Origin of the sequence: Brevundimonas sp. LjRoot202 (genome assembly GCF_964253355.1) — a bacterium.
GTDB lineage: Bacteria > Pseudomonadota > Alphaproteobacteria > Caulobacterales > Caulobacteraceae > Brevundimonas.
In genome coordinates this window covers 121,007-145,333 of sequence record NZ_CAXUQW020000001.1, presented here as the reverse complement: position 1 = coordinate 145,333, position 24,327 = coordinate 121,007, and the positions used below count along the sequence as shown (strand labels likewise).

The following is a 24,327-nucleotide window of genomic DNA, read 5'->3' as shown; positions in this document are numbered from 1 at the left end:
GCTCCGGGCGGGGTTCTCTTTGTCAGTGGGTGGCAACCACCGTGCCGGGGTCCTGCACCGGCGGCGGCGGCGGCAGGGGCTCGGCGGACTCGTCCCATTCGACCGGCGTCAGCACGCCCGTCAGGGCCCACTTCAGCGCTTCGTCGGCGGTCTTGATCGGGACGATCTCCAGCGCCGACTTCACATTGTCGGGCACGTCGGCGAGGTCCTTCTCGTTCTCTTCCGGGATCAGCACCGTCTTGATGCCCGAGCGGAGCGCTGCGAGCAGCTTCTCCTTCAGGCCGCCGATGGCGGTGACCCGGCCGCGCAGAGTGATCTCGCCGGTCATGGCGATGTCCTTGCGGATCGGGATGCCGCTCAGCACCGAGACCATGGCCACCGTCATGGCCACGCCGGCCGAGGGACCATCCTTCGGCGTCGCGCCGTCCGGCACGTGCACGTGGATGTCGGTCTTCTCGAACACCGGCGGCTTGACGCCGAAGCTGAGCGAGCGGGCCCGGACGTAGGAGGCGGCGGCGGAGATCGACTCCTTCATCACCTCCTTCAGGTTGCCGGTCACGGTCATGCGGCCGCGGCCCGGCATCTTGATCGCCTCGATGGTCAGGATGTCGCCGCCGAACTCGGTCCAGGCCAGGCCGGTCACGATGCCGACCTGATCCTCCTCGTCCGTCTCGCCGTAGCGGTACTTCTTGACGCCCGCGTATTCGGCCAGCTTGGCCGCGTCGACGGTGATCGACAGCGTCTTCTCCCGGGCCATCTCGCGCACGGCCTTGCGGGCCAGCCCGCCCAGGGCGCGCTCGAGCGAACGCACGCCGGCTTCACGGGTGTAGTAGCGGATCAGGTCGCGGATGCTGTCGTCGGGCACCACGAACTCGGCCGGCTTCAGGCCGTTGTCAGCCGTGACCTTGGGCAGGACGTGACGCTTGGCGATCTCGACCTTCTCGTCCTCGGTGTAGCCGGACACCCGGATGATCTCCATCCGGTCCATCAGCGGCTGCGGCATGTTCAGGCTGTTGGCCGTGGTCACGAACATGACGTTGGACAGGTCGTAGTCGACCTCGAGGTAGTGGTCGCCGAACGCGTTGTTCTGGGCCGGGTCCAGCACCTCGAGCAGGGCCGAGGACGGGTCGCCGCGCCAGTCGGCGCCCAGCTTGTCGATCTCGTCCAGCAGCACGAAGGCGTTGGTGGTCTTGGCCTTCTTCATCGACTGGATGATCTTGCCCGGCATCGAACCGATGTAGGTCCGGCGGTGGCCACGAATCTCGGCCTCGTCGCGCACGCCGCCCAGCGACATGCGGACGTATTCGCGCCCGGTCGCCTTGGCGATCGACTTGGCCAGCGAGGTCTTGCCGACGCCCGGAGGGCCGACGAGGCACAGGATCGGGCCCTTCAGGCTGTTGGTGCGCGCCTGCACGGCCAGGTACTCGATGATGCGTTCCTTGACCTTCTCGAGGCCGTAGTGGTCCTCCTCGAGGATGGCCTCGGCCTTGTTCAGGTCGATCGGCTTCGTCTTGGCCTTGCCCCACGGGATCGACAGCAGCCAGTCGAGGTAGTTCCGCACCACCGTCGACTCGGCCGACATCGGGCTCATGTTGCGCAGCTTCTTGACCTCGGCCTCGGCCTTGACCCGGGCTTCGCGGGACAGGCGCGTCTTACGGATGCGCTTCTCCAGCTCCATGATCTCGTCGCGGGCGTCGTCGGTCTCGCCCAGCTCGCGCTGGATCGCCTTCATCTGCTCGTTGAGATAGTACTCGCGCTGGGTCTTCTCCATCTGGCGCTTGACGCGCGAGCGGATCTTCTTCTCGACCTGCAGGACCGAGATCTCGCCCTCCATCAGGCCGTAGACCTTCTCCAGCCGCGACGGCACGGAAATGGTCTCCAGCAGGCCCTGCTTGTCGGCGATCTTGACCGACAGATGGGCTGCGACCGAGTCCGCCAGCTTGGACGGATCGGTGATCTGGGGGATGGAGCTGAGGGCCTCGGGCGGCACCTTCTTGTTCAGCTTCACATAGTTTTCGAACTGCTCGACGACCGCGCGCAGCAGGGCCTCGGACTGCGAGGGGTCACCCGCGTCGTCGGCGATCTCGACCGCCTCGGCCTCGAAATAGTCGGTGCGGTCGGTGAAGCGGGTCAGGCGGGCGCGGCTCTTGCCCTCGACCAGCACCTTGACGGTGCCGTCGGGCAGTTTGAGCAGTTGCAGCACCGTGGCCAGCACGCCGATCGGATAGATGGCGTCCGCCTGCGGATCGTCGTCGACGCTGTTCTTCTGGGTGGCGAGCAGAATCTGCTTCTCGCCCTTCATGATCTCATCGAGCGCCTTGACGGACTTCTCGCGCCCCACGAACAGCGGCACGACCATGTGCGGAAAGACCACGATGTCTCTCAGCGGCAGGACGGGCAGGGTTTTGGTCTCGGACATGATGCGTACTTCCCGGGGCTCTCGTTGATCTCAAGCCCGCCGGGCCGGCGTTCGGGGCGACTGTGCCTCGCCGTTTCGACTCGGCCCGCCATTCGGCGGCCTTTGACGAGTATGTGGTTCGGATCGCCCGGGGTTCAAGCGTAACGGGTAGGCGATCGTCCCTTCCATCCACAAGGTTCCGGCGGCAACCGGCGGGCGCCGACAGAGGTTCCCCGGCATCGCCCGTGCGCGCGCGGGGCCAAGGCCGCACAAACCCGCCGCCACGACCTGTGACACCGTCGCATCACTGCGCCCGACGAAAAGGGCGGGCCCGTCGCCGGGCCCGCCCCTGTCTCTCCGTCGGCGCGGCGTCGTCAGGCGGCGCCGTCGGCGGTCTTCTTCTTGGTTTCCGAATAGATCAGCAGCGGCTGGGCCTTGCCCTCGATCACCTCGGCGTTGACCACGACCTCCTCGACGCCCTCGAAGGTGGGCAGTTCGAACATGGTCTCCAGCAGGATGCCCTCGAGGATCGAGCGCAGGCCGCGGGCGCCGGTCTTGCGGGTGATGGCCTTCTTGGCGACGGCGGTCAGCGCGTCGTCGGTGAAGGTCAGGTCGACGTTCTCCATCTCGAACAGGCGCTTGTACTGCTTGACCAGGGCGTTCTTCGGCTCGGTCAGGATGGTGACCAGGGCTTCCTCGTCGAGGTCCTCCAGCGTCGCCAGCACGGGCAGGCGGCCGATGAACTCCGGGATCAGGCCGAAGCGCATCAGGTCGTCCGGCTCGACGCCCTTGAGGATGTCGCCCGTGCGGCGCTCGTCGATCTCCTTGACCTTGGCCCCGAAGCCGATCGAGGCCCCGTCGCCGCGGGCCGCGATGACCTTCTCAAGGCCGGCGAAGGCGCCGCCGACGATGAACAGAATGTTGGCGGTGTCGACCTGCAGGAACTCCTGCTGCGGATGCTTGCGGCCGCCCTGCGGAGGCACGGAGGCGACGGTGCCTTCCATGATCTTCAGCAGGGCCTGCTGCACGCCCTCGCCCGACACGTCACGGGTGATCGACGGGTTGTCCGACTTGCGCGAAATCTTGTCGATCTCGTCGATGTAGACGATGCCGCGCTGGGCCCGCTCGACGTTGTAGTCCGAGGCCTGGAGCAGCTTGAGGATGATGTTCTCGACGTCCTCGCCGACGTAACCGGCTTCGGTCAGGGTCGTGGCGTCGGCCATGGTGAAGGGCACGTCGATGATGCGCGCCAGCGTCTGGGCCAGCAGCGTCTTGCCGGAGCCGGTCGGCCCGATCAGCATGATGTTCGACTTGGCCAGTTCGACGTCGTTGTTCTTCGTCGCGTGGTTCAGGCGCTTGTAGTGGTTGTGCACCGCGACCGAGAGCACCTTCTTGGCGTGGCTCTGACCGATCACATAGTCGTCGAGGACCTCCCGGATCTCCTTGGGCGACGGCACGCCGTCCTTGGCCTTGGAGAACGAGATTTTGTGCTCTTCACGGATGATATCCATGCAGAGCTCGACGCATTCATCGCAGATGAACACGGTCGGCCCGGCGATGAGCTTGCGCACCTCATGCTGGCTCTTCCCGCAGAAAGAGCAGTAGAGCGTGCTTTTGGCGTCTGTGCCGGCGGCTTTGGTCATCGACCCTTCTCACTCCCGCGATGGCCCCGATATGAGGCCTAACGCGCTTCCTCCGCGTTGATTCCCGAACAATGGGCGCAAAGGTCTTCAAAAAATGACAATCACCCATCACAGCGCCCGCCACAACCCCGCGAAAGCGGAGCAGCAGGCGGAAGCGGACGGTTCACTGTTGATGGTGATCGCGGCGAATGTCTGACATGGGAAGCGACGCTCCATTTCGCCAGCCGCCCCGCAAGGATCAGGCCATTGTCGCCTTCGACTTCGACGGCACCCTGACGATCCGCGACAGTTTCACCGAATTCCTGCGCTGGCGGGCCGGCGCGGGCGGCTGGGCCCTCGGCCTGGTCAGGATGGCCCCGGCCGTGGCCACCTACGCCCGCGACCGTGACCGGGGGCGGATCAAGGCGGCCTCGGTGAGGGAATTCCTCAAGGGCGTGCCCCGGGCGCAACTGGAACAGGACGCCGATGCCTTCGCCGGCCAGGTCTGGCCCGGCTTCATGCGCTACGACGCCCTCGCCGTCTGGAAGGAATGGGGCGCGAAGGGCGCCCACCGCGTCATCGTCACCGCCTCGCCCGAGACCACGGTCGCGCCGTTCGCCCGCCGGCTGGGGGCCGAGGCCCTGCTCGGCACGCCTCTGCTTTTCGACGGCGACGACCGCGTCACCGGCGCCTTCGCCAGCCCCAACTGCCGCGGTGAGGAGAAGGTGCGCCGCCTGCGGGCGGTGTACGGCGAGGACGTCCGGCTGGCGGCCGCGTACGGCGACACCTCCGGCGATACGGAAATGCTGGCGATCGCGGACGCGCCAGGCTTCCGGGTGTTCACGGCCAGGTCTTGATCGCGGCGGCGTGACAACGCCTATTCGACGACCGGCTCGTCCGCCCTCCTGAGAACGTCGGCCAGCCGGCCGCCCTGGTCGCCTCCGGATACGCGGCGGTCCGGGTCAGCTTGATACAGGGCGGCGAGATACGACCTGTCCCAATGGGTCAACCCGGTGACCGGGGGGCCGTCGAACAGGTTGAGGATCGTCTCGTACCCCGCAGTGTCGCCCTCCGGATCGACCTGTGCGTATCCGACCATCAGCAGGTAGTCGCAGAGCTGATCGATTGTGACCGATCCCAGCCTCTCGACATCGACGAGCACCATGACCCTCAACAGGTCGTCGCGGACCCGCGAGACCTGTTGGGACTTGCTGTAGATCTGGATCTGGGGCGGCGGGCGGTCGGGAAGCCGGACCGCCGGCTGCGCCCGCCCCGTGAAGACATCGAAGCTCGTGGGGACGCTGACGTGCCACCACCGCACGGCGGCATCGCTCGAGACGAAGCTCTCGAGGACGCTCGGCCGCGCCGCCGCGCCCGAAAACCCTGGCCGAAACAGATCCGGGCTGCGCGCAACCCATTCTCTCGCCACCCCGGGAGCATCGATCGTGCCGATGATGAAAACGTTGGGGTTGCAGTCGAGCTCGCCCACCGGCAGCCCCAGTTCGTCGGCCCGCGCCACCAGTTCATCGGCGATGTAGCGCGCTGCGGCTCCGTCGAAATTCACCACTCCGAAGCAGGCGCTCCCGGCCCAGCGCGCCAGTCCCCGTCTCTGGACCGGTTGCGCGACCTCGTCGACGAACGTCGCGGCGCGCTCCTCCAGCGTCTGACCGGAGACGACGACGTCTTCCAGGGTGCTCGCCGGAAGGTCCCGCCCGGCCTCGCCCGAAGGCGGGGTCTGCGCCCATGCCGGCCCGGCGCCGACGAGGATCAGCGTGGCGATCAAGACCGACAGCCGGAGCATGCGGACACCCTCCAGAGTTCCCGGACAGCATCCTACCCGCATTCCGCGAGGAGTCACGGCGCCGGCAAACGGCGCTCTTCCGGGTGGCCTGGACGAAGGATGGTTCCGCTCAGCGGCCGTCGGCGTCCACGTCGAAGACGACGGCCTTGCCGCGCGAGGTCGGGTTCCAGCCCGCCTCGATCGCCGAGGCCACGGCGTTGCGCACGGCCTCGACGTTGATGCGCTGCCTGTCCTGGTCCGGCCGGCCGTTCGGGCGCATCGGCATGGGGAACTGCACGACCGCCTCGCGCTTGAAGTCCTTCAGGCGAAGGCTGAGGGCCATTCCTTCCCACTTACCTCCCGCCAGCGGCTGGGGCTGGCGGCGGATTTCCCACTCATAGGTCTCGCCGTCGACCTCTACGGTCCCGCTGGTGTCGCGCGTGTGTTGCATGGCGGCCTGATAGCACAAATGAAAAGGGCGCGCCGACGATGGCGCGCCCTCTTCTCGTGGCGACGCAGTCGATCAGGATCCGGGCGTCTTCACGCCGTCTTCGTCCGCCTGTTCGCGTCGGTCGTACACGTGGTCGACGATGCCCCAGGCCTTGGCCTCTTCCGCGCTCATGAAATGGTCGCGGTCCAGGGTCTTCTCGACCTCTTCATAGGTCTGCCCGGTGTGGTGGACGTAGATCTCGTTGAGGCGACGCTTGGTGTAGCGGATGTCCTCGGCGTGGCGCTCGATGTCCGAGGCCTGGCCCCGGAAACCGCCCGAGGGCTGGTGCACCATGATGCGGGCGTTCGGCAGGGCCACGCGCTGGCCCGCGGCGCCGGCGGCGAGGATCAGCGAACCGGCCGAGGCGGCCATGCCCATGCACACCGTCGACACCGGCGAGCGGATGTATTGCATGGTGTCGTAGATCGCGAGCGCCGAGGTCACCTGACCACCGGGGCTGTTGACGTACATGCTGATCTCCTTCTTCGGGTTCTCCGACTCAAGGAACAGCAGCTGGGCGCAGATCAGCGAGGCCATGCCGTCCTCGAAGGGCCCGGTCAGGAAGATGATCCGCTCGCGCAGCAGGCGCGAGAAGATGTCGAAGGCCCGCTCGCCCCGGCTGGATTGCTCCACCACCATGGGGACGAGGTTCATGTTCATCAGTTCGATAGGATCGCGCATATGGGCCTTCTCGGGATGCAAGGGCGCGACTCACCGGCCGCTGCCTGTTGGACAGGATATCGCGTTGCCGGACCGTTGACGCAAGGCGCGACGCCACCGAAGCCTCAGGGGCGCGGATCGGGCGCTCCGGTTTCGCGGGCTGATGCCTGGCGGCGGTCGCGGACCACGGCATCTGCGACCGAGTGGACCTGGCTGTTCCGATTGATGCGGAGCTGGTCGTGCTGATACAGGGCCTCCAGATAGGACATGTCCCACTCCGTCAGGCCGTCAGGGCCGGTCGCCGGATCGTCGAACAGGTTCAGCACCGTATCATAGCCCGAGATGTCGGCTTCCGGATCGACCTGAGCCAGCGACACCATGGTCACATAGTCGGCCAGCTGGACCAGATTGGCGCCCGCCAGCCGGTCGACGTCGACGATGACGATGGTGCGGATCATGTCGTCGCGAATCTGGGTCCGCAGGCGCGAGGCGGCGAGGACGTGAATGGTCGGCGCGGACGGCCGACCCGTGCTGGGGTCGATATCGCCCGGCAGCCGGACGGCCCGGCTGCCCGTTTCTGCGTCGATCGGCATGCTGATCTGCCACCAGCGGACCGGTCGGTCGGCCGTCTGGAAGGCCGCGAAGGCGCGGGTCCCGGCGTCGGTCCCGTTATGGCGCAGATCGAAATTGCGCGGCCGGTCCGCAACCAGGGCCGAAGCCAGGGCCGCGCCGTCCACCGTGCCGACGATCAGGATATTGGGGCGGCAGCCGGGTTCCGAGGCCTCCACCCCCACGTCACGGGCGACATCTGAGACCCGGTCCACGACATATTGGGCGGCTTCGGGGCGCAGATTGACGGCGCCGACGCAGATCGGCCGATTCCAACGCGCAAGACCCCGGTTGTGGGCCGGAGCCGACACTTCGCTGACGAACTCCCGGACCAGGGCTTCGAGCGCCCGTCCCTCGACAACGACATCCTGCAGTCGCGAGGCCGGCGCCGGTTCCTGGGTCGCCGGCGCACCAAGGGCAAGGGTCACGGCGAAGGCGGCGAGCAACGGCATGGGATCAGATTCCGGAAACGGTCAGTCAACAGCGGCGGCGACGTTCTGCCGGCTCAGGGGGTGGGGCCGGCCGGCGTTTCGTCCTCGGGTTGCGCGCGGTAGGCCCGGGCGATGGAGGCGGCGACGGCCTGAACCTGCGATCGCTGGTTGATGCGCGTCGACTCGGAGTCGCCGTACAGCCCGTCCAGATAGGCGCGGTCCCACCCCGTCAGGCCGGCCGGAGCCGTGGCGGGGTCGTCAAACAGGTTCAGTATGGTGTCGAACCGTCTGGTGTCGGCGTCCGGGTCGATCTGGGCCAGCGTGACCATGGCGAGATAGTCGCCCAATTGCGCCAGAGACGTCTGCCCCAGCCGATCGACGTCGATGATGACGAAGGCCCGCTTCATGTCCTGCCGATACTGGGACGAGAGCCGCGAGACGCCTCTCACGGCGGTGTTGGGCGCATAATCCATCGCCGAGCCGGAGCCGATGCAGGTACGGTTGCATTGACCCGGCATTCGCACGGTCGACTGACCCGTATCGCTATCGGTCGGCTGGCTGATGTTCCACCAGCGCACGGCTGCGTCCGAGGTAAGAAACCGCTCAAACGCGGCCGGGCCCTGGTTCATGCCCGAGCCGCCCGGACGGAACAGCACCGGACGCATGGCCACGAATTGTTCGGTGAAGGCGGCGCCGCCGGTGGTCGCCACGATCAGGATGCTGGGGTGGCAGGGCGGTTCATGGGCGCGAAGCCCCAGGTCCCGGGCGAGGTCCGAAACCCGGTCCGCCACATACTGGGCGACCTCGGGCTCGAGGTTGGCCACCCCGACACAGACGCCAACATGCCACCGCGCCAGCCCGCGACGCGAAACGGGCGCCGCGACCAGGTCCACATAGGCCTCGGCGGCGTCCTCCAGCCTCTGGGCGTCGACGACGACGTCCTCCAGCCGGATGGGCCCAGGATCGACGGTCGCCCCGGGATCCTGGGGGGACGCCAGCGCGGCGGCGAAAAGCAGGGCGGCAAGCATGTGAAACCCCGTGAAGGTTGACGACGACAGACTATCACGCGCGCAACCGAACGCCAGTCACGGACGACATTGTCAACCCGGGGTTGTCGTCAAAGGAAAATGGGCCGCCGCTGGCGACAGCGGCGGCCCGTCGGTCGGGTCGTCAATCCGGTCGTCCCGGCGGGACGGTTCCGGGTCGAAGGCGACGATCAGAGGTCGTCGTCTTCCTTGAGCAGCTCTTCCTTGGTGATCTTGCTGTCGGTCACCTTGGCCGTGTCGAAGATCAGGTCGCAGACCTTCTCCTCGTAGATCGGGGCGCGCATCTGGGCGGCGGCGTTGGGGTTCTGGCGGTAGAAGTCCAGCACCTGACGCTCCTGGCCCGGGTAGTTGCGGGCTTCCTGCATGATGGCGTTGTTCAGCTCCTGGTCGGTGACCTGGACGTTGTTGGCGCGGCCGATCTCGGCCAGCACCAGGCCCAGGCGCACACGGCGCTCCGCGATCTTGCGGTACTCTTCCTTGAGCTTCTTCTCGGACTTCTTGGCGTCCTCTTCCGGCAGGTTGCCGGCTTCCTTGTCGGCCTGCACCTGCGACCAGATGCCGTCGAACTCGGCGTCGACCATCTTGGGCGGCAGCGGGAAGTCGTGGGCCTTGTCCAGCTCGTCGAGCAGGGCGCGCTTCAGCTTGAAGCGGGCGGCGCCCTTGTACTGCTGGTTCAGGTTGTCGCGCAGCAGCTCCTTCAGCTTGTCCAGCGACTCCAGGCCGATGCGCTTGGCGAAGTCCTCGTCGACCTTGGCCGGGGCCTCGGCCTTGATGGCCTTGACGGTGACGTCGAAGGTCACGGCCTTGCCGGCCAGATTCTTCGCCTGGTAGTCCTCGGGGAAGGTCACGTTGAGGACCTTCTCCTCACCGACCTTGGCGCCCTTGAGTTGCTCCTCGAAGCCCGGGATGAAGCGGCCCGAGCCGATCACCAGCTGGGCGTCCTCGGCGGCGCCGCCCTCGAAGGGCTCGCCATCCAGCTTGCCCAGGAAGTCGATGGTGACCTCGTCGCCCTCGGCGGCCTTGACGGTCTTGCCCTTCTTTTCCTCGTAGGATTTGGCCTGGCCTGCCAGCTCGGTCAGCGCCTCGTCGAGGTCGGCGTCGGTGGCCTCATAGGTCGGGCGCTTCAGCTTCAGCGTCTTGACGTCGACCGGGGTGAAGTCCGGCATGACTTCCAGCGACATCTCGTAGGCGAGGTCTTCCTGACCGGCGATGACCTTGTCCATGTCCGAGGTCAGCTTCATCTCGGCCGGGGCGGCCGGGCGGACCTTGGCGTCGTCGAGCGCCTTCTGGCTGGAGCTGTTCAGCGCCTCGTTGACGATTTCGCCCATCAGGTCGCGGCCGAAGGTCTTCTTGACGTGCGACGCCGGGACCTTGCCGGGCCGGAAGCCCTTCAGCTTCATCTGCGGCGCGACTTCCTTCAGCTTCGCGTCCAGCTTCTGGTTCAGCTCCGCGACGGGGATGGTCACCGCGATCACGCGGCTGAGGCCTTCGTTGGACTTTTCGACGACTTGCATGGTCGGGATTCTGACGCTCTGGGGCGGCGCCTTCGAGGCGGGGCGCGCGCGATGTGGGTAAAGCAATAAGGGCCGCCCTTGCGAGGCGGCGCCTTGAAGCCCGCCCTTATGTAGACGACGGCCCGAAAGGTCAATGTGAACCCGCAGGGCTCGGGTTTCGGCGGCGGGCCGGAGCCGCTATCTGGACGCCATGGACCAGTCCCCTCCCCCCATCGGCGTCGCCGTGTTCCCGGTCACGCCGCTGCAACAGAACTGCACCCTCGTCTGGTGCCGCAAGACGATGAAGGCCGCGATCATCGATCCGGGCGCCTCGGTCGACGCCCTGCTGGGCGCGGTGGCGAAACAGGGTCTGACCCTGGACGCCATCTGGATCACCCACGGCCACCTCGACCACGCCGGCGGCGCGGCCGAGATGCAGGAGAAGACCGGCCTAGACATCATCGGTCCGCACCCGGAGGACCAGTTCTGGATCGATGGCATCCCGCAGCAGGGCCAGCTCTACGGCCTGCCCGACGCGCGCAGCTTCACGCCGACCCGCTGGCTGGCCGACGGCGACGTCCTGGCGCTGGGAGAGACGACCTGGGAGGTCTACCACTGCCCCGGCCATACGCCCGGCCACGTGATCTTCTTCAACCGCGAGGCCCGTTTCGCCCAGGTCGGCGACGTGCTGTTCCAGGGATCGATCGGCCGCACCGACTTCCCCCGCAGCGACCACGGAGCCCTGCTCGAGGCGATCACGACGAAGCTCTGGCCGCTCGGCGACGACGTGACCTTCGTGCCGGGCCACGGCCCCAGCTCGACCTTCGGGGCCGAGCGGCGCGGCAATCCGTTCGTGTCGGACCAGGCCATGCGGCGGGCGCCGATCGCGCGCGCCGCCGTCGGGCCGTCCTGATCCTCCGTCCTAACGGGCGATCAGCATGCCGATGACCACGCCGAGGCCGAGCGCATAGAGGGTCGCCCGCATCGGCTCGTCCTCGACAGCGCGCCGCAGCCGATCGGCGCGGGTCCGGCTCCAGTCGCGTGCGGCGAGGGCGTCCTCGCGCACCGCTTCGTGGATCGGCCGCGGGCCGAAGGCGCGGGCCTCTCCGTCCATCAGGATGGCGTCCGCCTCCCGCTCGAGCCGGGCCGACTCCAGGTCGGCCTGGTCGTCGATGTCCTCGGGTTGGGTGGGGCCGGTGTAGGTCTCGGTCATGGCGGGCTCCTGCGGTTCGTTTCGGCTGTTCAATCCGCGCGCGCCGCCGGAGTTCCTGCCGTGAAGATCGTGATTGAACGGCCGCTCGGGCCCCGCGTTCAAACCGCACGAAGGAGGCAGCCATGACCTATATCGAACCCACCCCGCCCGGCACGCCCCAACCCGACATACCGCCGCCGGACACGCCGCAGCCCGACATCGATCCGGGCTCTACCCCCGACGAGGTGCCGCCGCTCGAACCTGGCGGCGGCGGCGAGGGCGACTCCCGGCCCTATGGCGAAGACGATGATTGAGCCTTGGGCAAACCCTCTGATTCGCTCGCGTTTCTGTGAGGTCGAAACCGGAACCGGACGACGGCGCGGGGGTTCACTCAGCAACCTCGACCGTCGGCACGAAAGGACATTGCAATGGCTTTAGGTCAGCCCACCCGAGCCTCCGGTGTTTCCAAGCGAGGCTTCGCCTCGATGGATCCGGAACGACAGCGGGAGATCGCGCGCAAAGGCGGCGCCAGCGTGCCGAGCGAAAAGCGCAGCTTTTCCCAGGATCGCAGCCTGGCCGCCCAGGCCGGTCGCAAGGGCGGCGAGGCCTCGCACGGATCACGGACCAAGGAGACGCGTCCGTCCGAATAGGGACCGGGCGCAAGACAGGATTGAAGGGGCGGCGTCGGGGCTGACGCCGCCTTTTCTGTATTCAGCCCTCGAGCAGCGCCAGAGCCACGGACGGCTCCGGACCCGCCTCGAACGCCGCCACGGTCCAGCCCGAGGCGGCCGCCAGGTCCCGCACCGACGCCTCGGTGAATTTGCGCGAGTTCTCGGTGTGGATCGTCTCGCCCTTGCGGAAGGCGATGACGCGACCGTCGATCTCGACCTCCATGTCCCGCGTCGCCTCCAGATGCATCTCCATGCGCGAGGCCTCGGCGTTCCAGACGGCGCGATGGACGAAGCTGTCGACATCGAAGCCCGCCTTGAGCTCGCGGTTGGCGCGGACCAGCAGGTTGCGATTGAAGGCCGCGGTCACGCCGGCGGCGTCGTCATAGGCCGCGGTCAGCACCTCCTGCGCCTTGACCAGGTCGACGCCGAGAATGAAGAGCGCCCGGTCGCCGAGCTGGCGCCGGGCGGCCGTCAGGAAGGCCACCGCCTCGTCCGGCTCGAGGTTGCCGATCGTGGAGCCGGGGAAGAAGCCGACCCGCCGCCCCTGCCCGATCCCCTCGGGCAGCGCGGCCAGATGCAGGAAGTCGCCGACCAGCGGCGCGACCTTGAGACCCGGGTAGGCGTCGTCGATGCGCCGGGCGGCGGCGTTCAGCGCATCGGCGCTGATGTCGATCGGCACATAGGCGGTCAGCTCGGGCGCGGCGTCGAGCACGATCCGCGTCTTCTCGCTGGCCCCCGATCCGAACTCGACCAGGGCCGCGTCCGGCCCGAAGCGACCGGCCCAGGCCGGGGCGACGTCGCGCAACAGCGCCGCCTCCTGCCGGGTCGGATAGTATTCCGGCAGGCGCGTGATGGCCTCGAACAGCCGCGAGCCCTCGGCGTCGTAGAACCATTTCGGCGATGCGGTTTTCGGCGTCCGCGTCAGGCCGGCGATCAGGTCGCGGCGAAAGCGGGCGGTCTCGCCGTCCTTGCTTGCGCGCGCCGACGGGGCGGGGAGATCCTCGGCCAGTCTCAATCCCATGAACGCCCACCTCTGATGCGGATAGAAGAAGTTCCGGTAGCTGGCCCGTCCATGCCCTTCCGGCGTCGCCCAGGAGGAACCCCGCAACACCATCTGGTTGGCCATGAACTTGCCGTTGTACTCAGACGCGGTCCCTGCGGTCGGCCTGAACCCCCGATATGGGGCGTAACTGCTCGACGTCCACTGCCAGACCTCGCCAAAAGCGTTCGAGAAGACTTCCGGGCGGCAACGGACCGCATGTTCCCACTCCGCCTCGGTCGGCAGACGGCGGCCGGCCCAGCGGGCGTAGGCGTCCGCCTCGTAGAAGCTGACGTGCCGCACCGGCGAACCCTCGTCGACCGGCCGCCGTCCCGCCAGCGTCATGGTCGTCCAGCCTGCGTCGTCGAGGCGCCAGTACAGCGGCGCGGTCCAGCCCTCGGCCTTCACCGTCGCCCAGCCGTCGGACAGCCACAGCTCCGGACGGGCATAGCCGCCGTCCTCGATGAAGGCCATCCAGTCGGCGTTGCTGACCAGATCGCGGTCGAGGCCGTACGGCTCCAGCCATTGGCGATGGGCGGGGCTCTCGTTGTCGAAGGCGAAGCCGCCGCCGTTATGGCCGATCTGCACCAGTCCGCCCTCGAACCGGGTCGCGCCGCCACGCGGGCGCTGCGCCGGCGACCGGCGCGGTTCCATGTCATAGGCCGCCGGATCCAGCGGCGAGCGGGCCATCAGATTCAGCAGGTCCATCAGGAACAGCTCCTGATGCTGCTGGTCGTGATGCAGCCCGAGCGTGAACAGATAGGCCTGCCGCGCATCCGGCCCGCCGCGCTCCAGCCACCGCTCCATGCGGCGGTCGATCTCGCGCCGGTAGGCCAGCACCTCGTCCAGGGACGGCCGCGTCATCAGACCGCGCTCGCCCCGCCCGACCCGCTCGCCCAGGGTTTCGTAGTAGCTGTTGAACAGGGTCTGGAAGCGCGGATCGACCGGCTGGTAGCCCGGTTCCCCGGCGAGGATCATCGCCTCGAAGAACCAGCTGGTATGCGCCAGGTGCCATTTGCCGGGGCTGCAATCGGGCATCGACTGGGCCGCGAGGTCTTCCGGGCCCAGACCCCAGGCCAGCGCCGGCATGGCGGATCGGACGCGACGGAACTCTTCGAGCATCGCCCCTGTCGCCGCCGAGGCTCTCATCGATGCGCTCATGCGTCGGGTCCCTCGCCTTGTCCGGTTCCCGCGGTTCGAGACAACCGACGGCGGTCCCCTTTTGTTCCATGCCGAAGCCGCCCTGTCCAGCGGAACGGTCCCGTCGAGCGGGCGTTCAGATTGCACGTCCCTGATTTACGGTGACATTCCGTCCGTATCGAGAGCTTGTCCGCATGTCGCTGCCCAGCGCGCCATTCGAGGGTCACGACTCCGGCCCCGACGCCCCCGGCGGCATCGTCGATCGCGCCCGCTGGCGGGAAGCCGTCACCGCCCGCATTCCCTCCCTGCGCGCCTTCGCCTGGTCGCTGTCGCGCAACGGCGCGGATGCGGACGATCTGGTCCAGGAGACGCTGACCAAGGCCTGGACCTACCGCGACCGCTTCGAGCCAGGCACCAACCTCAGGGCCTGGCTGTTCACCATCCTGAGGAACTCCTGGTACTCTTCGGTGGCCAAGCGCAGCCGCGAGGTCGCCGACGAGGACGGCCATCACGCGGCCCGCCTCACCGCCGAGGGCAGCCAGGAATGGACGGTGGAGCTGAGCGCCCTCAAGGTCGCGCTCGACGATCTGCCGGCCGAACACCGCGAGGCCATCGTCATGGTCGGGGCCGCCGGCCTGTCGTACGAGGAGGCGGCCGAAATCGCCGGCTGCGCCCTCGGCACGATCAAGAGCCGCGTCAACCGCGCCCGCAACCGTCTGGCCGAGGCCATGGACATGCCGCGCGGGGCCCTCTGAGGCTAGTGGGGCCGCCCCCGCATCCGCGGCTCGCCCGTCAGCCGATCGACGTGATCCTTCAGCGCCTCGGGCGTGGGCTGCGCCTCCACCGCCTCGAAGGCGTCACGCAACGCCTTGTCGCGCGGCGGCTTCGCGCCCGCTTTCGGTCTCTTGGCCATGCCCCGCTCCGGCGCCGGCGGCGCAGCACGAATGATCTCTATGTCGGCTATCCGATGTCCGGACGCCTATCAGACCCGCCGAATCGCGTCCAGAAGCTCGTCCACCGCCTCGGTCGTCGTCGCCCATGAGCAGACGAAGCGCACCGAGCCGTCGTCGAACCGGTAGCAGGCCCATCCCAGGTCGTTGAGCCGCTGGTGGGCGGCGGGCGGCATGCGCACGAACACGGCGTTGGCCTCGACCGGATGCGCGAGGGCGAAGGCCGAGCCGGCGAGGATGCCGTCCGCCAGACGCTGGGCCATCAGGTTGGCGTGGGCGGCCCCGTCCTCCCAGGCGTTGCTCTCCAGCAGGCCAAGGAACGGCGCGGCCAGGTAGCGGGCCTTGGACGCCGTCTGCCCGGCCTGTTTCAGGCGATTGTCGATCCGCCGGGCCAGAGAGCGGTCGAACATCACGATCGCCTCGGTGCAGTTGGCGCCCGCCTTGGCCCCGCCGAACACCAGCACATCCACGCCCAGGCGGGCGATCTGGGTCAGGTCGAAGCCCGCCGCCGCCGCATTGGCCAGCCGCGCCCCGTCCATGTGCACGCCGCAGCCCTTCAACTTCACCGGCTCGATCAGGTGCCGCAGCTCCTCCTCGGTGTAGACGGTGCCGTATTCGGTCGACTGGGTCAGGCTCAGCGCCGCGGGCGGCTGACGATGGCCGACCTCGGCTTCGTCCAGCGCGGCGTTCAGGGTGAGCGGATCGATCTTGCCCGAGAACCCGGGCAGGCCGATCAGGCCGACGCCCGAGCCGAAGAAGCCCGGCGCGCCGGTCTCGTCGGTGCACACGTGAGCGGCATGGTGGGCCAGCACCGCCTCGTGCGGCCAAGCCAGCATCGACAGGGCGATGGCGTTCGCCGCCGTGCCCGAGAAGACGAAGCGGATCTCGGCGTCGGCGTCGAGCCGGCGGCGGATCTGGTCGGCCGCGCGGGCGGTGACCTCGTCGGCCCCGTAGGCCCGGACGTAGCCGTCGTTGGCGTCGATGAGGGCCTGCAACGCGGCCGGCGCCATGCCCGCGGTGTTATCCGAACCGAAGTCGTAGCGCATGGGATTTAGGCCTTTCGGACCAAACGCCGGCGGCGGGGGGCCGGCGCGGGGGGCTCGGGCTTGGGTTCGGGCTTGGGCTTCTCGACCGGGTCGGGGCCGGGCGCGGGCGGTTCATAGGCCACCGCCACCTGATGCGGGAAGGGCAGTTCGATGTTCGCGGCGTCCAGCGCTTCCTTGACCCCTTGGGTCAGGTCGGCCTTGACCTGCCACCAGTCGTCGACCTTGACCCAGGCGTGAAGCGTCACCTCGACGGCGCTGTCCAGCAGATTGGTCACGCCCGCCCAGGGCGCGGGGTCCGCAAGCACCTTTTCGTGCGCCTCGGCCACGCCCGCGATCACCGCCCGGGCCTGTTTCAGATTGGCGCTGTAGCCGACGCTGAACAGGATCTCGACGCGCCGCGTCCTCTGGCCGGTCAGGTTGATGATCACATCGCCCAGCACCTTGGCGTTGGGCACCACGATCTTGTGGTTGTTGGCGTTCGACATCTGGGTGGTGAACAGGTCCAGCCGCTGCACCGAACCGCTCACGCCGCCGATCTCGATGACGTCGCCGACCTTGTAAGGCCGCAGCACCAGAAGCAGCACCCCGGCCGCGACGTTGGACAGGGTCCCCTGCAGGGCGAGACCGACCGCCAGCGAGGCCGCGCCCAGCACCGCGATGATCGAGGTGGTCTGCACCCCCAGCCGCTGCAGCACCGCGATGAAGCCGACGATGTAGACGACGACCCGCACCACCTGCACGACGAAGCTGAGCACCGTCTGGTCGTGTCTGAAGCCGCGCACCCGCGAGAGCGCCCGGCGGGTGATCCGCGAAGCCCATTTGGCCCCGATGACCGTCGCCGCGAGGATGATCAGGGCGATCGTCAGGTTGACCGCCAGATCGCCGGCCATGTCGGTCAGCTTGGCCAGCACGGCCGCATCCATGCTCACCGCCCGCTGGCCGGCGACCACCGCGTCGTTCAGGGAAGTCGGAAGCTCGATCATGAGCCGGGTCTAACGTCCTCGCCCCGATTTGGAAGCCCGTCGGACCGATTCTTCACACCCGCGCCGCTCCGACCCTTCCGCCGCCGCTTTCCAGCGCGTCCAGCAGGTCCATGACGTCGTCGAGCGTATTGGCCTCGCGCGCCGGCTTGTCCCAACGAATCCGGCTGACCCGCGGGAAGCGCATGGCCACGCCGGACTTGTGCCGGGTCGACCGGTTCAGCCCCTCGAAGGCGATCTCCAGCACCAGGCCGAAGTCGCGCTCGGCCCGCACCGACCGCACCGGCCCGAACCGGTCCACCGTGTGGTCGCGGACGTATTTGTCGAGCTGTTTCAGCTCCTCGTCGGTGAAGCCGAAATAGGCCTTGCCCACCGGGGTCAGCGCCCCCTCGCGCGTCCACACCCCGAAGGTGTAGTCGGAATAGAAGCTGGAGCGCTTGCCGTGCCCGCGCTGGGCGTACATCAGCACGGCGTCGATGACGTGCGGGTCGCGCTTCCACTTGAACCACGGCCCCTTCGGCCGGCCCGCGACATAGGGGCTGTCCCAGCGCTTGAGCATAAGCCCCTCCGCCGCCGCCCCGACCGGCGGATCGGCGCGCAGCACGGCCAATTCGTCCCAGTTCGCATAAGGCACGATCGGCGACAGGTGCAGCCGGTCTCCGCCATGGCCCGCGACCACCGCCTCCAGCCGGGCGCGCCGGTCCTTCAGCGAAAGCGGCCGCAGATCCTCGCCGTTCTCGGCCAGCAGATCGTAGGCCACGATGGCCGCCGGAAAGGCCGCCATCATCTTCGCATCCACCGTCTTGCGGTTCAGCCGTTGCTGCAGGTCGCCGAACGGCGCCACGCCCCCCTCCCCGTGCTCATCGGCCCGCCAGACCACCAGTTCGCCGTCGACCGCCCCCTCGAACGCCAGCCCCGCCACGACGTCGGCGAAGGCCCCTGAGATTTCGTCGCCGGTGCGGGAATACAGCTTCACCGCGCCGCCCTCGCGCACCGCCTGCACCCGGATGCCGTCCCACTTCCACTCGGCGGCGTAGTCGGCCGGGTCCAGCTTCTGGAAGTCGACCGCCTCGTCGATGGCCACCGCCAGCATCACGGGCCGGAACCGCCCCGGCGCCTCGGCGTCCGGCCGCGCGCCATGCCCCTCCAGCCAGGCGAAAAGGTCGCCGTAGGGCGGGGTCAGGGCGTGCCAGACCTCCTCGATCTCCGACACCTCGACCGACTCGAGCACCACCGCCGTCTCGCCGCCCTCGGGATCGGGCGGCTCGCTGACCGCCGCGGGCCGGATCATCGCCGCGGCGGTCTTGGCCAGCCGGGCCGACAGACCGACCCTCAGGCCCCCGGTCATCAGCTTCAGCAGCGCCCACCGCCCCTTGGGCTCCAGCGCGTCGAGCCAGCCTTCCAGCAGGCTCGCGACCTCGCTCCGTGAGGCGGTGCGCAGCGCCTCGACCACCTCGCCCAATTCGGGCTCGCGGTTGGCGCGATAGTCCGGGTCGCGCGGCCAGATCAGCGCCACCGTCTCGGCCAGGTCGCCGACGTAGTCATACGACCAGCCGAACAGGACCGGGTCGACCCGCGCCTCGACGGCCTTGCGGATCATGGCGGGCTTGGCGGCGTCAAAGGTCAGGTCGCCGGTCAGGGAAGCCAGGGCCCAGCCCCGGTCCGGATCGGGGCTGTTGCGCAGATAATCCCTCAACAGCACCAGCTTCGCGTTGCGCGAGGCCGTCAGCGACAGGCGGTCCAGCAGTTCGGCGAAGGCGCGCATCGGACCTTCAAACGCGAAAACGCCCCGGAAGTCTCCTTCCAGGGCGCAGTCACGGCCTTGAGTAGCGCGAAGGCCCGCTTAGTTGAACAGCCCGGCGATGACGGCCGTGATCAGGCCGGTCGCGATCGCGGTCATGACGACATCGTCACCGCTGCGGACGTAGTGATAGCCGCGGGGCGGCTGACGCAGGCCATAACGGTCGTAGTCGCTCACGACATACTGGTTGGAGCGGTAGTAGGACGGCATCCGCTGGCCATACGACCATGAGCGCGTCTGGTAGCCCCGCGGGGCGTAGTAGCGGCCCGCGTTGTAGCGACGCTGGGCCTGCTGCCAGCGGGCGTAGGCGCGCTGTTGCTGACGGGCTTCGCGGCGATCCTCGCGGACGTGCTGACGCCATTCGCGACGATCTTCGCGGGCGTCGCGGCGATCGTCCCGTCGATCATCGCGACGGTCCTGGCGCTGTTCATAACGGTCGCCGCGCGATTGCGCTTCGGCGGCGGAGGCCACGCCCAGCGACGTCACGGCGAACGTGGCGGCGAGGGCGGCGGTGAGAGCCTTCTTCATGGGACTGTCTCCAGATGCGGCCGAAGGAATTTCGACTTGCCCGCACCGTGGACCGTGGCCGTTGAGCCGGGTCTGAACGGCCCTGCTCACCCGCCGTTCACCCGACCGTCGCCTTTCGAACGCTATTGCCGCCCCCGCGTCAGGCCGCCTGGATCGCCTCGTCATTCTCGATCAGGGCGCGCAGGCCGTCCCTGCCGCCGCCGACGCGGTTCATCACCTGGGCCAGGGCCGCGAAGTCGATCGGCTTGTTCAGATAGGCGTCGGCGCCGGCCTCCAGCCCCGCCTCGTGATCCTCGACCCGCGCCGAGGCGGACAGGACCACGATCGGCGTCTCGGCGTTGGCGCCGCCGCCGGCGCGGATGCCGCGCGTCGCGGTCAGCCCGTCCATGACCGGCATGTTCACGTCCATGACGATCAGGTCGAAATGCTGGCCCGCCGCCATGTCGAGCGCGATCTGGCCGTTCTCGGCCGTCGACGAGGTGTGCCCCGCCGAACTCATCCAGGCTTCCAGGATCATCCGGTTGACCGGGTGGTCCTCGACCACCAGCACGTTCAGCGACCGTCCGTCCTCGACCTCGGCGGCGATCGGCGCGGCCGCCGCCTCGCGGGTCCATTCCACGACCTCGGCCTCGACGCTGAAGGTGAAGGTCGAGCCCTCGCCCAAGGTCGACGTCACCGAGATGTCGCCGCCCATGATGTTGGCCATGCGCCGCGAGATCGTCAGCCCCAGCCCCGTGCCGCCGAACCGGCGCGTCGAGGAGGCGTCGACCTGGGTGAAGGGCTGGAACAGCCGCTCGAGGTCCTCGGGCGAAATGCCGGCCCCCGAATCCCTGACGGCGAAATCGAACCGGGCCCGGTCGTCGCTGAGCCGCTCGGAGCGGACCGTGTAGACGACCTCGCCGGCGTCTGTGAACTTCACGGCGTTGGACAGCAGGTTGTGAATGACCTGGCAGACGCGCAACGGATCGCCACGGACCACCGCGGGAGTCTCGCCCTCGAAGCGCACCGAGAAGTTCAATCCCTTGGCCTCCGCCTGGGCCTGGAAGGGTCCGGTGACGCGCTTGTGCAGATCATCGACCGAGACGTCGACCATCTCGAAGGTCATCTTGCCCGCCTCGATCTTGGTCATGTCGAGGATGTCGTTGAGCAGGCTCAGCAGGTTGTCGCCCGAGTTGCGGATGATCGACAGATATTCCCGCTGGGTCGGTTCGAGCCGGGTCGCGCCGAGCAGCTGGGCCGCCCCGAGCACGCCGTTCATCGGGGTGCGCAGCTCGTGCGAGATCACGCCCAGGAAGCTCGACTTGGCCTCGCTGGCCGCGTTGGCGCGGTCGCGGGCGGACTCCAATTCCTCGATCAGATGGGCCTGATGCTCCTGGAAGGCGCGGATTCGCTCCTCGCGCAACATGGTCATCAGGACCAGCACCACCAGGCCGGCGGCCGTGAACGGCACCACGCCCATGAAGGCCCAGAACAGATCGGTGCCCCACAGCGATCCCGCGATGATGGCGGCCGAAACCCCATAGGGCGACGAGATCACGATGGCCTGCTTTGGCGAGCTGCGCAGCTGGGCGAACACCAGCACATAGCCGGACACTAGCAGGGTCATGGCCAGCGGCTGACCGAAGGGGTGGCCCGAGAACCAGGCCATCAGAGGCGCGGCCGCCCAGGCAGCCGTGGTGGCGGTGGCGACGGCCGGGAATATCATGCCCCAGCCGGCGCCGACGCGCTCGCTGATGCGCTTTTCGACGGAACCGCGCAGGCCGCCGGCGGCGATCGTGCCGAAGAACCACAGGGTCGCGGCGAACGGGCCCACCACGGCCAGAAGGCCCAAGGCCCAGCTGGTGATGATCAGATAGCGCAGATAGTGGGTCTGCAGAATCGCGCGCAGGGCCTGGGCCGCCTCGCCGGAACCCGGTTCGCCGTTGGCCGGCTTGCTGATTCCGTCGGATTCGACCATTGCGCGCCCCAGCTCCCAAACATTCCGGGGCGAACGCTATGGGCAAGTTTCTAAGACGAGATGAACGCTGACGCTTCTGTGACAGCCGTTCGCTGAACCGCGATTCAGGCCGCGCCGGCCTCGGCGGGCGTCAGGGCGCGAATCGAAAGGGCGTGCACCGGCCCCGCCAATTCCTCGCGCAAAAGGTCGTTCACTGCTCGCTGACGTTGTACCCGCCCCTGCCCCTCGAAGGCGCCGGAGACCACCGTCACATTGAAATGGCTCTCGCCGCCGGCCCGGCCGTCGACCCCGCCCTCGTGGTGGTGGCCCGCGTGACGGCCGCTGTCGTCCTCGATCTCCAGACGGACCGGCGCCAGTCCCGCCGTCAGTTTTTCACGAATAATCGTCGCGATCGGGCCTTCCGGCATGTGCTTGTCCTTGTTGGTGACCAATTCGCCCCTACACTTCGTGCGATGTCATCCGCCTTTCAATACAAGCCGCGCTTCAAGGATATGCGGATCAAGCCGCCCCGCCCCGAAGAGGAGGCGGCGGAGGCCGACGTCCTGCACCTCAAGCCCGGCGAGAAGCCCTGCCAGTGGCCCGACTGCCGCCAGGCCGCGACGGCGCGCGCGCCCAAGTCGCGCGAGCGGCTGAACGACTTCTACGACTTCTGCCAACGCCACGCCGGCGAGTACAACAAGGGCTGGAATTTCTACGCCGGCATGACCGAGGGCGAGGTCCGCGCCGCCCAGGAGAACGAGGCCATGACCGGCGGCCGCCCGACCTGGGAGATGAAGGCCGGCAAATTCACCCGCGAGGCCGCCGCCTTCGCCGCCAAGGTGGGCACGGCCAACACGACCGGCGCCGGGAGCTGGCGCGACAGCTTCGGCCTGTTCGGCCGGCGCATGAAGGAACAGGTCGGCCCCGACGGCCAGGACGACCTACGCCTGGGCAAGCTCGAGCGCGCCGCCCTGGCCGACCTCGACCTCGACGCCCGCACCGACAGGAAGGCCATCAAGGCCCGCTATCACGAGCTGCTGAAACGCTTTCACCCGGACCTCAACAAGGGCGACCGGGGCGCCGAGGCCAAGCTGCAGAACGTCATCAAGGCCTACAAGACGCTGAAGAAGGCGGGGCTGGCCTGACGACCGCTATAGCTGGACCCAGAACGGGAGCGATTGACCCTCGGCGGCCCCGAAGCCATCGACATAGAGGACCGGTTTCGCCACCAGTTCGGAACGGAAGATCTGTCCGGTCGGATAGGGCACGCAGAGGGTTCCCATCGGCACCTGCATGGAGCAGTAGCGGATAAAGGCGTACCAACGCGTGGACAGCCCGTTGCCGCTCACCATCACCGCCGGCGTTCCGAACGCCGCCTGCCCGTCGGGCGTCGAATAGCGCGGATCGAGGCTCGCAACCGGAGCGTTCGTCCCTGCGAAATTGAGCGTGATGACGACCTGGGCCGTGCCGCGGACCGACGACGGGATGCTCAACGATCCCGTCAGCCGCAGGCCCACGCCCAGGTAGGGATCCATCCAGTTTGGATCGACGCCATCGACCTCAAGGAACGAGTTCTGGGCGGGAATGGCTGGCGGCGTCCAGACGTCTTCAGGCAAGGATGCAGGGTCGGAGGAGGCCTCGTAGCCCTTCTGGTCGAAGACGATGTAGGCCTCGGTGCCCATCGCCTCGAACTGGTCGTACGACACCCAGGCGAAACCTCCGTCGCCCCATTGCCGCCCCCACGAGTTGATGACGCGGTAGGCGCCGCGATGGTCATCGTAACCGGCCACGACCATGGCGTGACGGCCCAGACGAGGCCCGCCGAACCGATCCAGCGTGGCCGATCCCCGCCACTCCCAGAACAGTTGATCGACGAAGGCGGCGAAGATGATGGGAAAGCCGGCGTTCAGGTGCGCCTTCAACTCGTTCCGGTTCCGCAGATCGACAGTCCGGAACGTGTCGATCTTGAATCCGTCAGCAGCGGTCAGGGCCGCGGCCGACGGCGCGATGAACGGGCTGGAGGTATAGGGCATGGCCGACAGAGGAGCCGCCCCCTGCGTGATCAACACCCGGAACGCGTCACCGAAATTCGAGCCGCGATCGACCCCGTGGTTGATTTGATTATAGACGAACGACGGGCTGAACACTCGGTTGCCGTGGAGTCGGCCATCGCCCATCGTCAGGGCCCAGTCCCGCTCGACCGCCTCGTGATAGCTCTTCATCGCATAGGCGACAGCCCAGCCGACACAGGACTGCTGTGCACCCTGATCGCCGGGAGGTGGAAAGCGATCAGTCAGATCGACCGCGGCGGGCAACGCTCGCCCCGCGAAAGGCTGATAGGCGTCGGGGATGGCGACATAACGGTCGCGAGGAGCCGGGATCAAGCCCGTCCCCACCTGGGCCTGCGCGCTGGCCGCGACAAGCGCTGCGCCCAGGAGTCCAAATAGCCATTTCCACATATTCGCCCCCTCTCCTACCGTCTGGATAACAGCGGTTTCCATCTGACGCCAGCGCT

Annotated in this window: 24 protein-coding genes; 6 read left to right on the top strand and 18 right to left on the bottom strand. The window is 68.0% G+C overall.

The features are described 5' to 3' along the window. Positions 1-22: 22 nt before the first annotated feature. The gene (gene lon, locus ACSQ1L_RS00820; protein WP_435991009.1) at positions 23-2,419 is read right to left on the bottom strand and encodes an endopeptidase La; all 2,397 of its coding nucleotides are present in this window, start codon (positions 2,417-2,419) and stop codon (positions 23-25) included. Positions 2,420-2,772: 353 nt separating this feature from the next. After that, complete coding sequence (gene clpX, locus ACSQ1L_RS00815) at positions 2,773-4,041, bottom strand: ATP-dependent Clp protease ATP-binding subunit ClpX (protein ID WP_435991007.1); 1,269 nt, start codon at positions 4,039-4,041, stop codon at positions 2,773-2,775. A 188-nt stretch (positions 4,042-4,229) separates the two neighbouring features. Here clpX and ACSQ1L_RS00810 point away from each other — a divergent pair, with 188 nt between their 5' ends. Then, a complete protein-coding gene (locus ACSQ1L_RS00810) occupies positions 4,230-4,877 on the top strand; it encodes an HAD-IB family hydrolase (RefSeq protein WP_435991005.1) in 648 nt (215 codons plus the stop codon). Between the two features lie 20 nt (positions 4,878-4,897). On the opposite strand, the gene ACSQ1L_RS00805 is transcribed toward ACSQ1L_RS00810, so the two are convergent. The 6 genes from ACSQ1L_RS00805 to tig form a co-directional block, all read right to left on the bottom strand. Beyond that, on the bottom strand, positions 4,898-5,821 hold the full coding sequence (locus ACSQ1L_RS00805; protein ID WP_435991003.1) for a hypothetical protein: 924 nt from the start codon (positions 5,819-5,821) through the stop codon (positions 4,898-4,900). Between the two features lie 109 nt (positions 5,822-5,930). Next, complete coding sequence (locus ACSQ1L_RS00800; RefSeq protein WP_435991001.1) at positions 5,931-6,251, bottom strand: hypothetical protein; 321 nt, start codon at positions 6,249-6,251, stop codon at positions 5,931-5,933. 72 nt (positions 6,252-6,323) lie between these two features. Beyond that, positions 6,324-6,971: an ATP-dependent Clp protease proteolytic subunit gene (locus ACSQ1L_RS00795; RefSeq protein WP_435990999.1), complete on the bottom strand. Its 648-nt coding sequence runs from the start codon at positions 6,969-6,971 to the stop codon at positions 6,324-6,326. Between the two features lie 104 nt (positions 6,972-7,075). Next, a complete protein-coding gene (locus ACSQ1L_RS00790) occupies positions 7,076-8,011 on the bottom strand; it encodes a hypothetical protein (protein WP_435990997.1) in 936 nt (311 codons plus the stop codon). 53 nt (positions 8,012-8,064) lie between these two features. Beyond that, the gene (locus tag ACSQ1L_RS00785) at positions 8,065-9,018 is read right to left on the bottom strand and encodes a hypothetical protein (protein WP_435990995.1); all 954 of its coding nucleotides are present in this window, start codon (positions 9,016-9,018) and stop codon (positions 8,065-8,067) included. A gap of 188 nt (positions 9,019-9,206) precedes the next feature. Beyond that, entirely contained in the window at positions 9,207-10,550 is a 1,344-nt protein-coding gene (tig, locus tag ACSQ1L_RS00780) for a trigger factor (protein ID WP_435990993.1), read from the bottom strand. 190 nt (positions 10,551-10,740) lie between these two features. On the opposite strand from tig, the gene ACSQ1L_RS00775 reads away from it, so the two are divergent. Then, positions 10,741-11,442 carry an MBL fold metallo-hydrolase gene (locus ACSQ1L_RS00775; RefSeq protein ID WP_435990991.1) on the top strand — a complete coding sequence of 234 codons (702 nt, stop codon included), beginning with the start codon at positions 10,741-10,743 and terminating at the stop codon, positions 11,440-11,442. A gap of 9 nt (positions 11,443-11,451) precedes the next feature. Here ACSQ1L_RS00775 and ACSQ1L_RS00770 read toward each other — a convergent pair whose 3' ends face one another. Beyond that, a complete protein-coding gene (locus ACSQ1L_RS00770) occupies positions 11,452-11,742 on the bottom strand; it encodes a hypothetical protein (RefSeq protein ID WP_435990989.1) in 291 nt (96 codons plus the stop codon). A gap of 122 nt (positions 11,743-11,864) precedes the next feature. On the opposite strand from ACSQ1L_RS00770, the gene ACSQ1L_RS00765 reads away from it, so the two are divergent. Together ACSQ1L_RS00765 and ACSQ1L_RS00760 are read left to right on the top strand one after the other, a co-directional pair. After that, a complete protein-coding gene (locus tag ACSQ1L_RS00765) occupies positions 11,865-12,035 on the top strand; it encodes a hypothetical protein (RefSeq protein ID WP_435990987.1) in 171 nt (56 codons plus the stop codon). A gap of 114 nt (positions 12,036-12,149) precedes the next feature. After that, a complete protein-coding gene (locus ACSQ1L_RS00760) occupies positions 12,150-12,371 on the top strand; it encodes a general stress protein (protein ID WP_435990985.1) in 222 nt (73 codons plus the stop codon). A 61-nt stretch (positions 12,372-12,432) separates the two neighbouring features. Here ACSQ1L_RS00760 and egtB read toward each other — a convergent pair whose 3' ends face one another. Continuing rightward, on the bottom strand, positions 12,433-14,592 hold the full coding sequence (gene egtB / locus ACSQ1L_RS00755; protein WP_435990983.1) for an ergothioneine biosynthesis protein EgtB: 2,160 nt from the start codon (positions 14,590-14,592) through the stop codon (positions 12,433-12,435). 173 nt (positions 14,593-14,765) lie between these two features. Here egtB and ACSQ1L_RS00750 point away from each other — a divergent pair, with 173 nt between their 5' ends. Continuing rightward, positions 14,766-15,326, top strand: a complete 561-nt coding sequence (locus ACSQ1L_RS00750; RefSeq protein ID WP_435990981.1) for a sigma-70 family RNA polymerase sigma factor — start codon at positions 14,766-14,768, stop codon at positions 15,324-15,326. A gap of 2 nt (positions 15,327-15,328) precedes the next feature. Here the strand turns inward: ACSQ1L_RS00750 and ACSQ1L_RS00745 are convergent, their stop codons facing one another. From ACSQ1L_RS00745 to ACSQ1L_RS00715, 7 genes are all read right to left on the bottom strand, one after another. Beyond that, on the bottom strand, positions 15,329-15,484 hold the full coding sequence (locus tag ACSQ1L_RS00745) for a hypothetical protein (RefSeq protein WP_435990979.1): 156 nt from the start codon (positions 15,482-15,484) through the stop codon (positions 15,329-15,331). A 69-nt stretch (positions 15,485-15,553) separates the two neighbouring features. Further along, complete coding sequence (locus ACSQ1L_RS00740; RefSeq protein WP_435990978.1) at positions 15,554-16,567, bottom strand: threonine aldolase family protein; 1,014 nt, start codon at positions 16,565-16,567, stop codon at positions 15,554-15,556. A gap of 5 nt (positions 16,568-16,572) precedes the next feature. Continuing rightward, positions 16,573-17,550, bottom strand: a complete 978-nt coding sequence (locus ACSQ1L_RS00735; protein WP_435990976.1) for a mechanosensitive ion channel family protein — start codon at positions 17,548-17,550, stop codon at positions 16,573-16,575. 52 nt (positions 17,551-17,602) lie between these two features. Beyond that, complete coding sequence (locus ACSQ1L_RS00730) at positions 17,603-19,312, bottom strand: cisplatin damage response ATP-dependent DNA ligase (protein ID WP_435990974.1); 1,710 nt, start codon at positions 19,310-19,312, stop codon at positions 17,603-17,605. Between the two features lie 78 nt (positions 19,313-19,390). Then, positions 19,391-19,876, bottom strand: coding sequence for an RcnB family protein (locus ACSQ1L_RS00725; RefSeq protein ID WP_435990972.1), 486 nt, complete (start codon positions 19,874-19,876; stop codon positions 19,391-19,393). Between the two features lie 139 nt (positions 19,877-20,015). Beyond that, complete coding sequence (locus ACSQ1L_RS00720) at positions 20,016-21,833, bottom strand: ATP-binding protein (protein ID WP_435990970.1); 1,818 nt, start codon at positions 21,831-21,833, stop codon at positions 20,016-20,018. A 104-nt stretch (positions 21,834-21,937) separates the two neighbouring features. Continuing rightward, complete coding sequence (locus tag ACSQ1L_RS00715; protein ID WP_435992477.1) at positions 21,938-22,240, bottom strand: BolA family protein; 303 nt, start codon at positions 22,238-22,240, stop codon at positions 21,938-21,940. Between the two features lie 45 nt (positions 22,241-22,285). Between ACSQ1L_RS00715 and ACSQ1L_RS00710 the strand changes: the two genes are divergently transcribed. Then, positions 22,286-22,957, top strand: coding sequence for a J domain-containing protein (locus tag ACSQ1L_RS00710; RefSeq protein WP_435990968.1), 672 nt, complete (start codon positions 22,286-22,288; stop codon positions 22,955-22,957). Between the two features lie 6 nt (positions 22,958-22,963). On the opposite strand, the gene ACSQ1L_RS00705 is transcribed toward ACSQ1L_RS00710, so the two are convergent. Beyond that, positions 22,964-24,271 carry a C1 family peptidase gene (locus ACSQ1L_RS00705; RefSeq protein WP_435990966.1) on the bottom strand — a complete coding sequence of 436 codons (1,308 nt, stop codon included), beginning with the start codon at positions 24,269-24,271 and terminating at the stop codon, positions 22,964-22,966. Positions 24,272-24,327 lie beyond the last annotated feature (56 nt).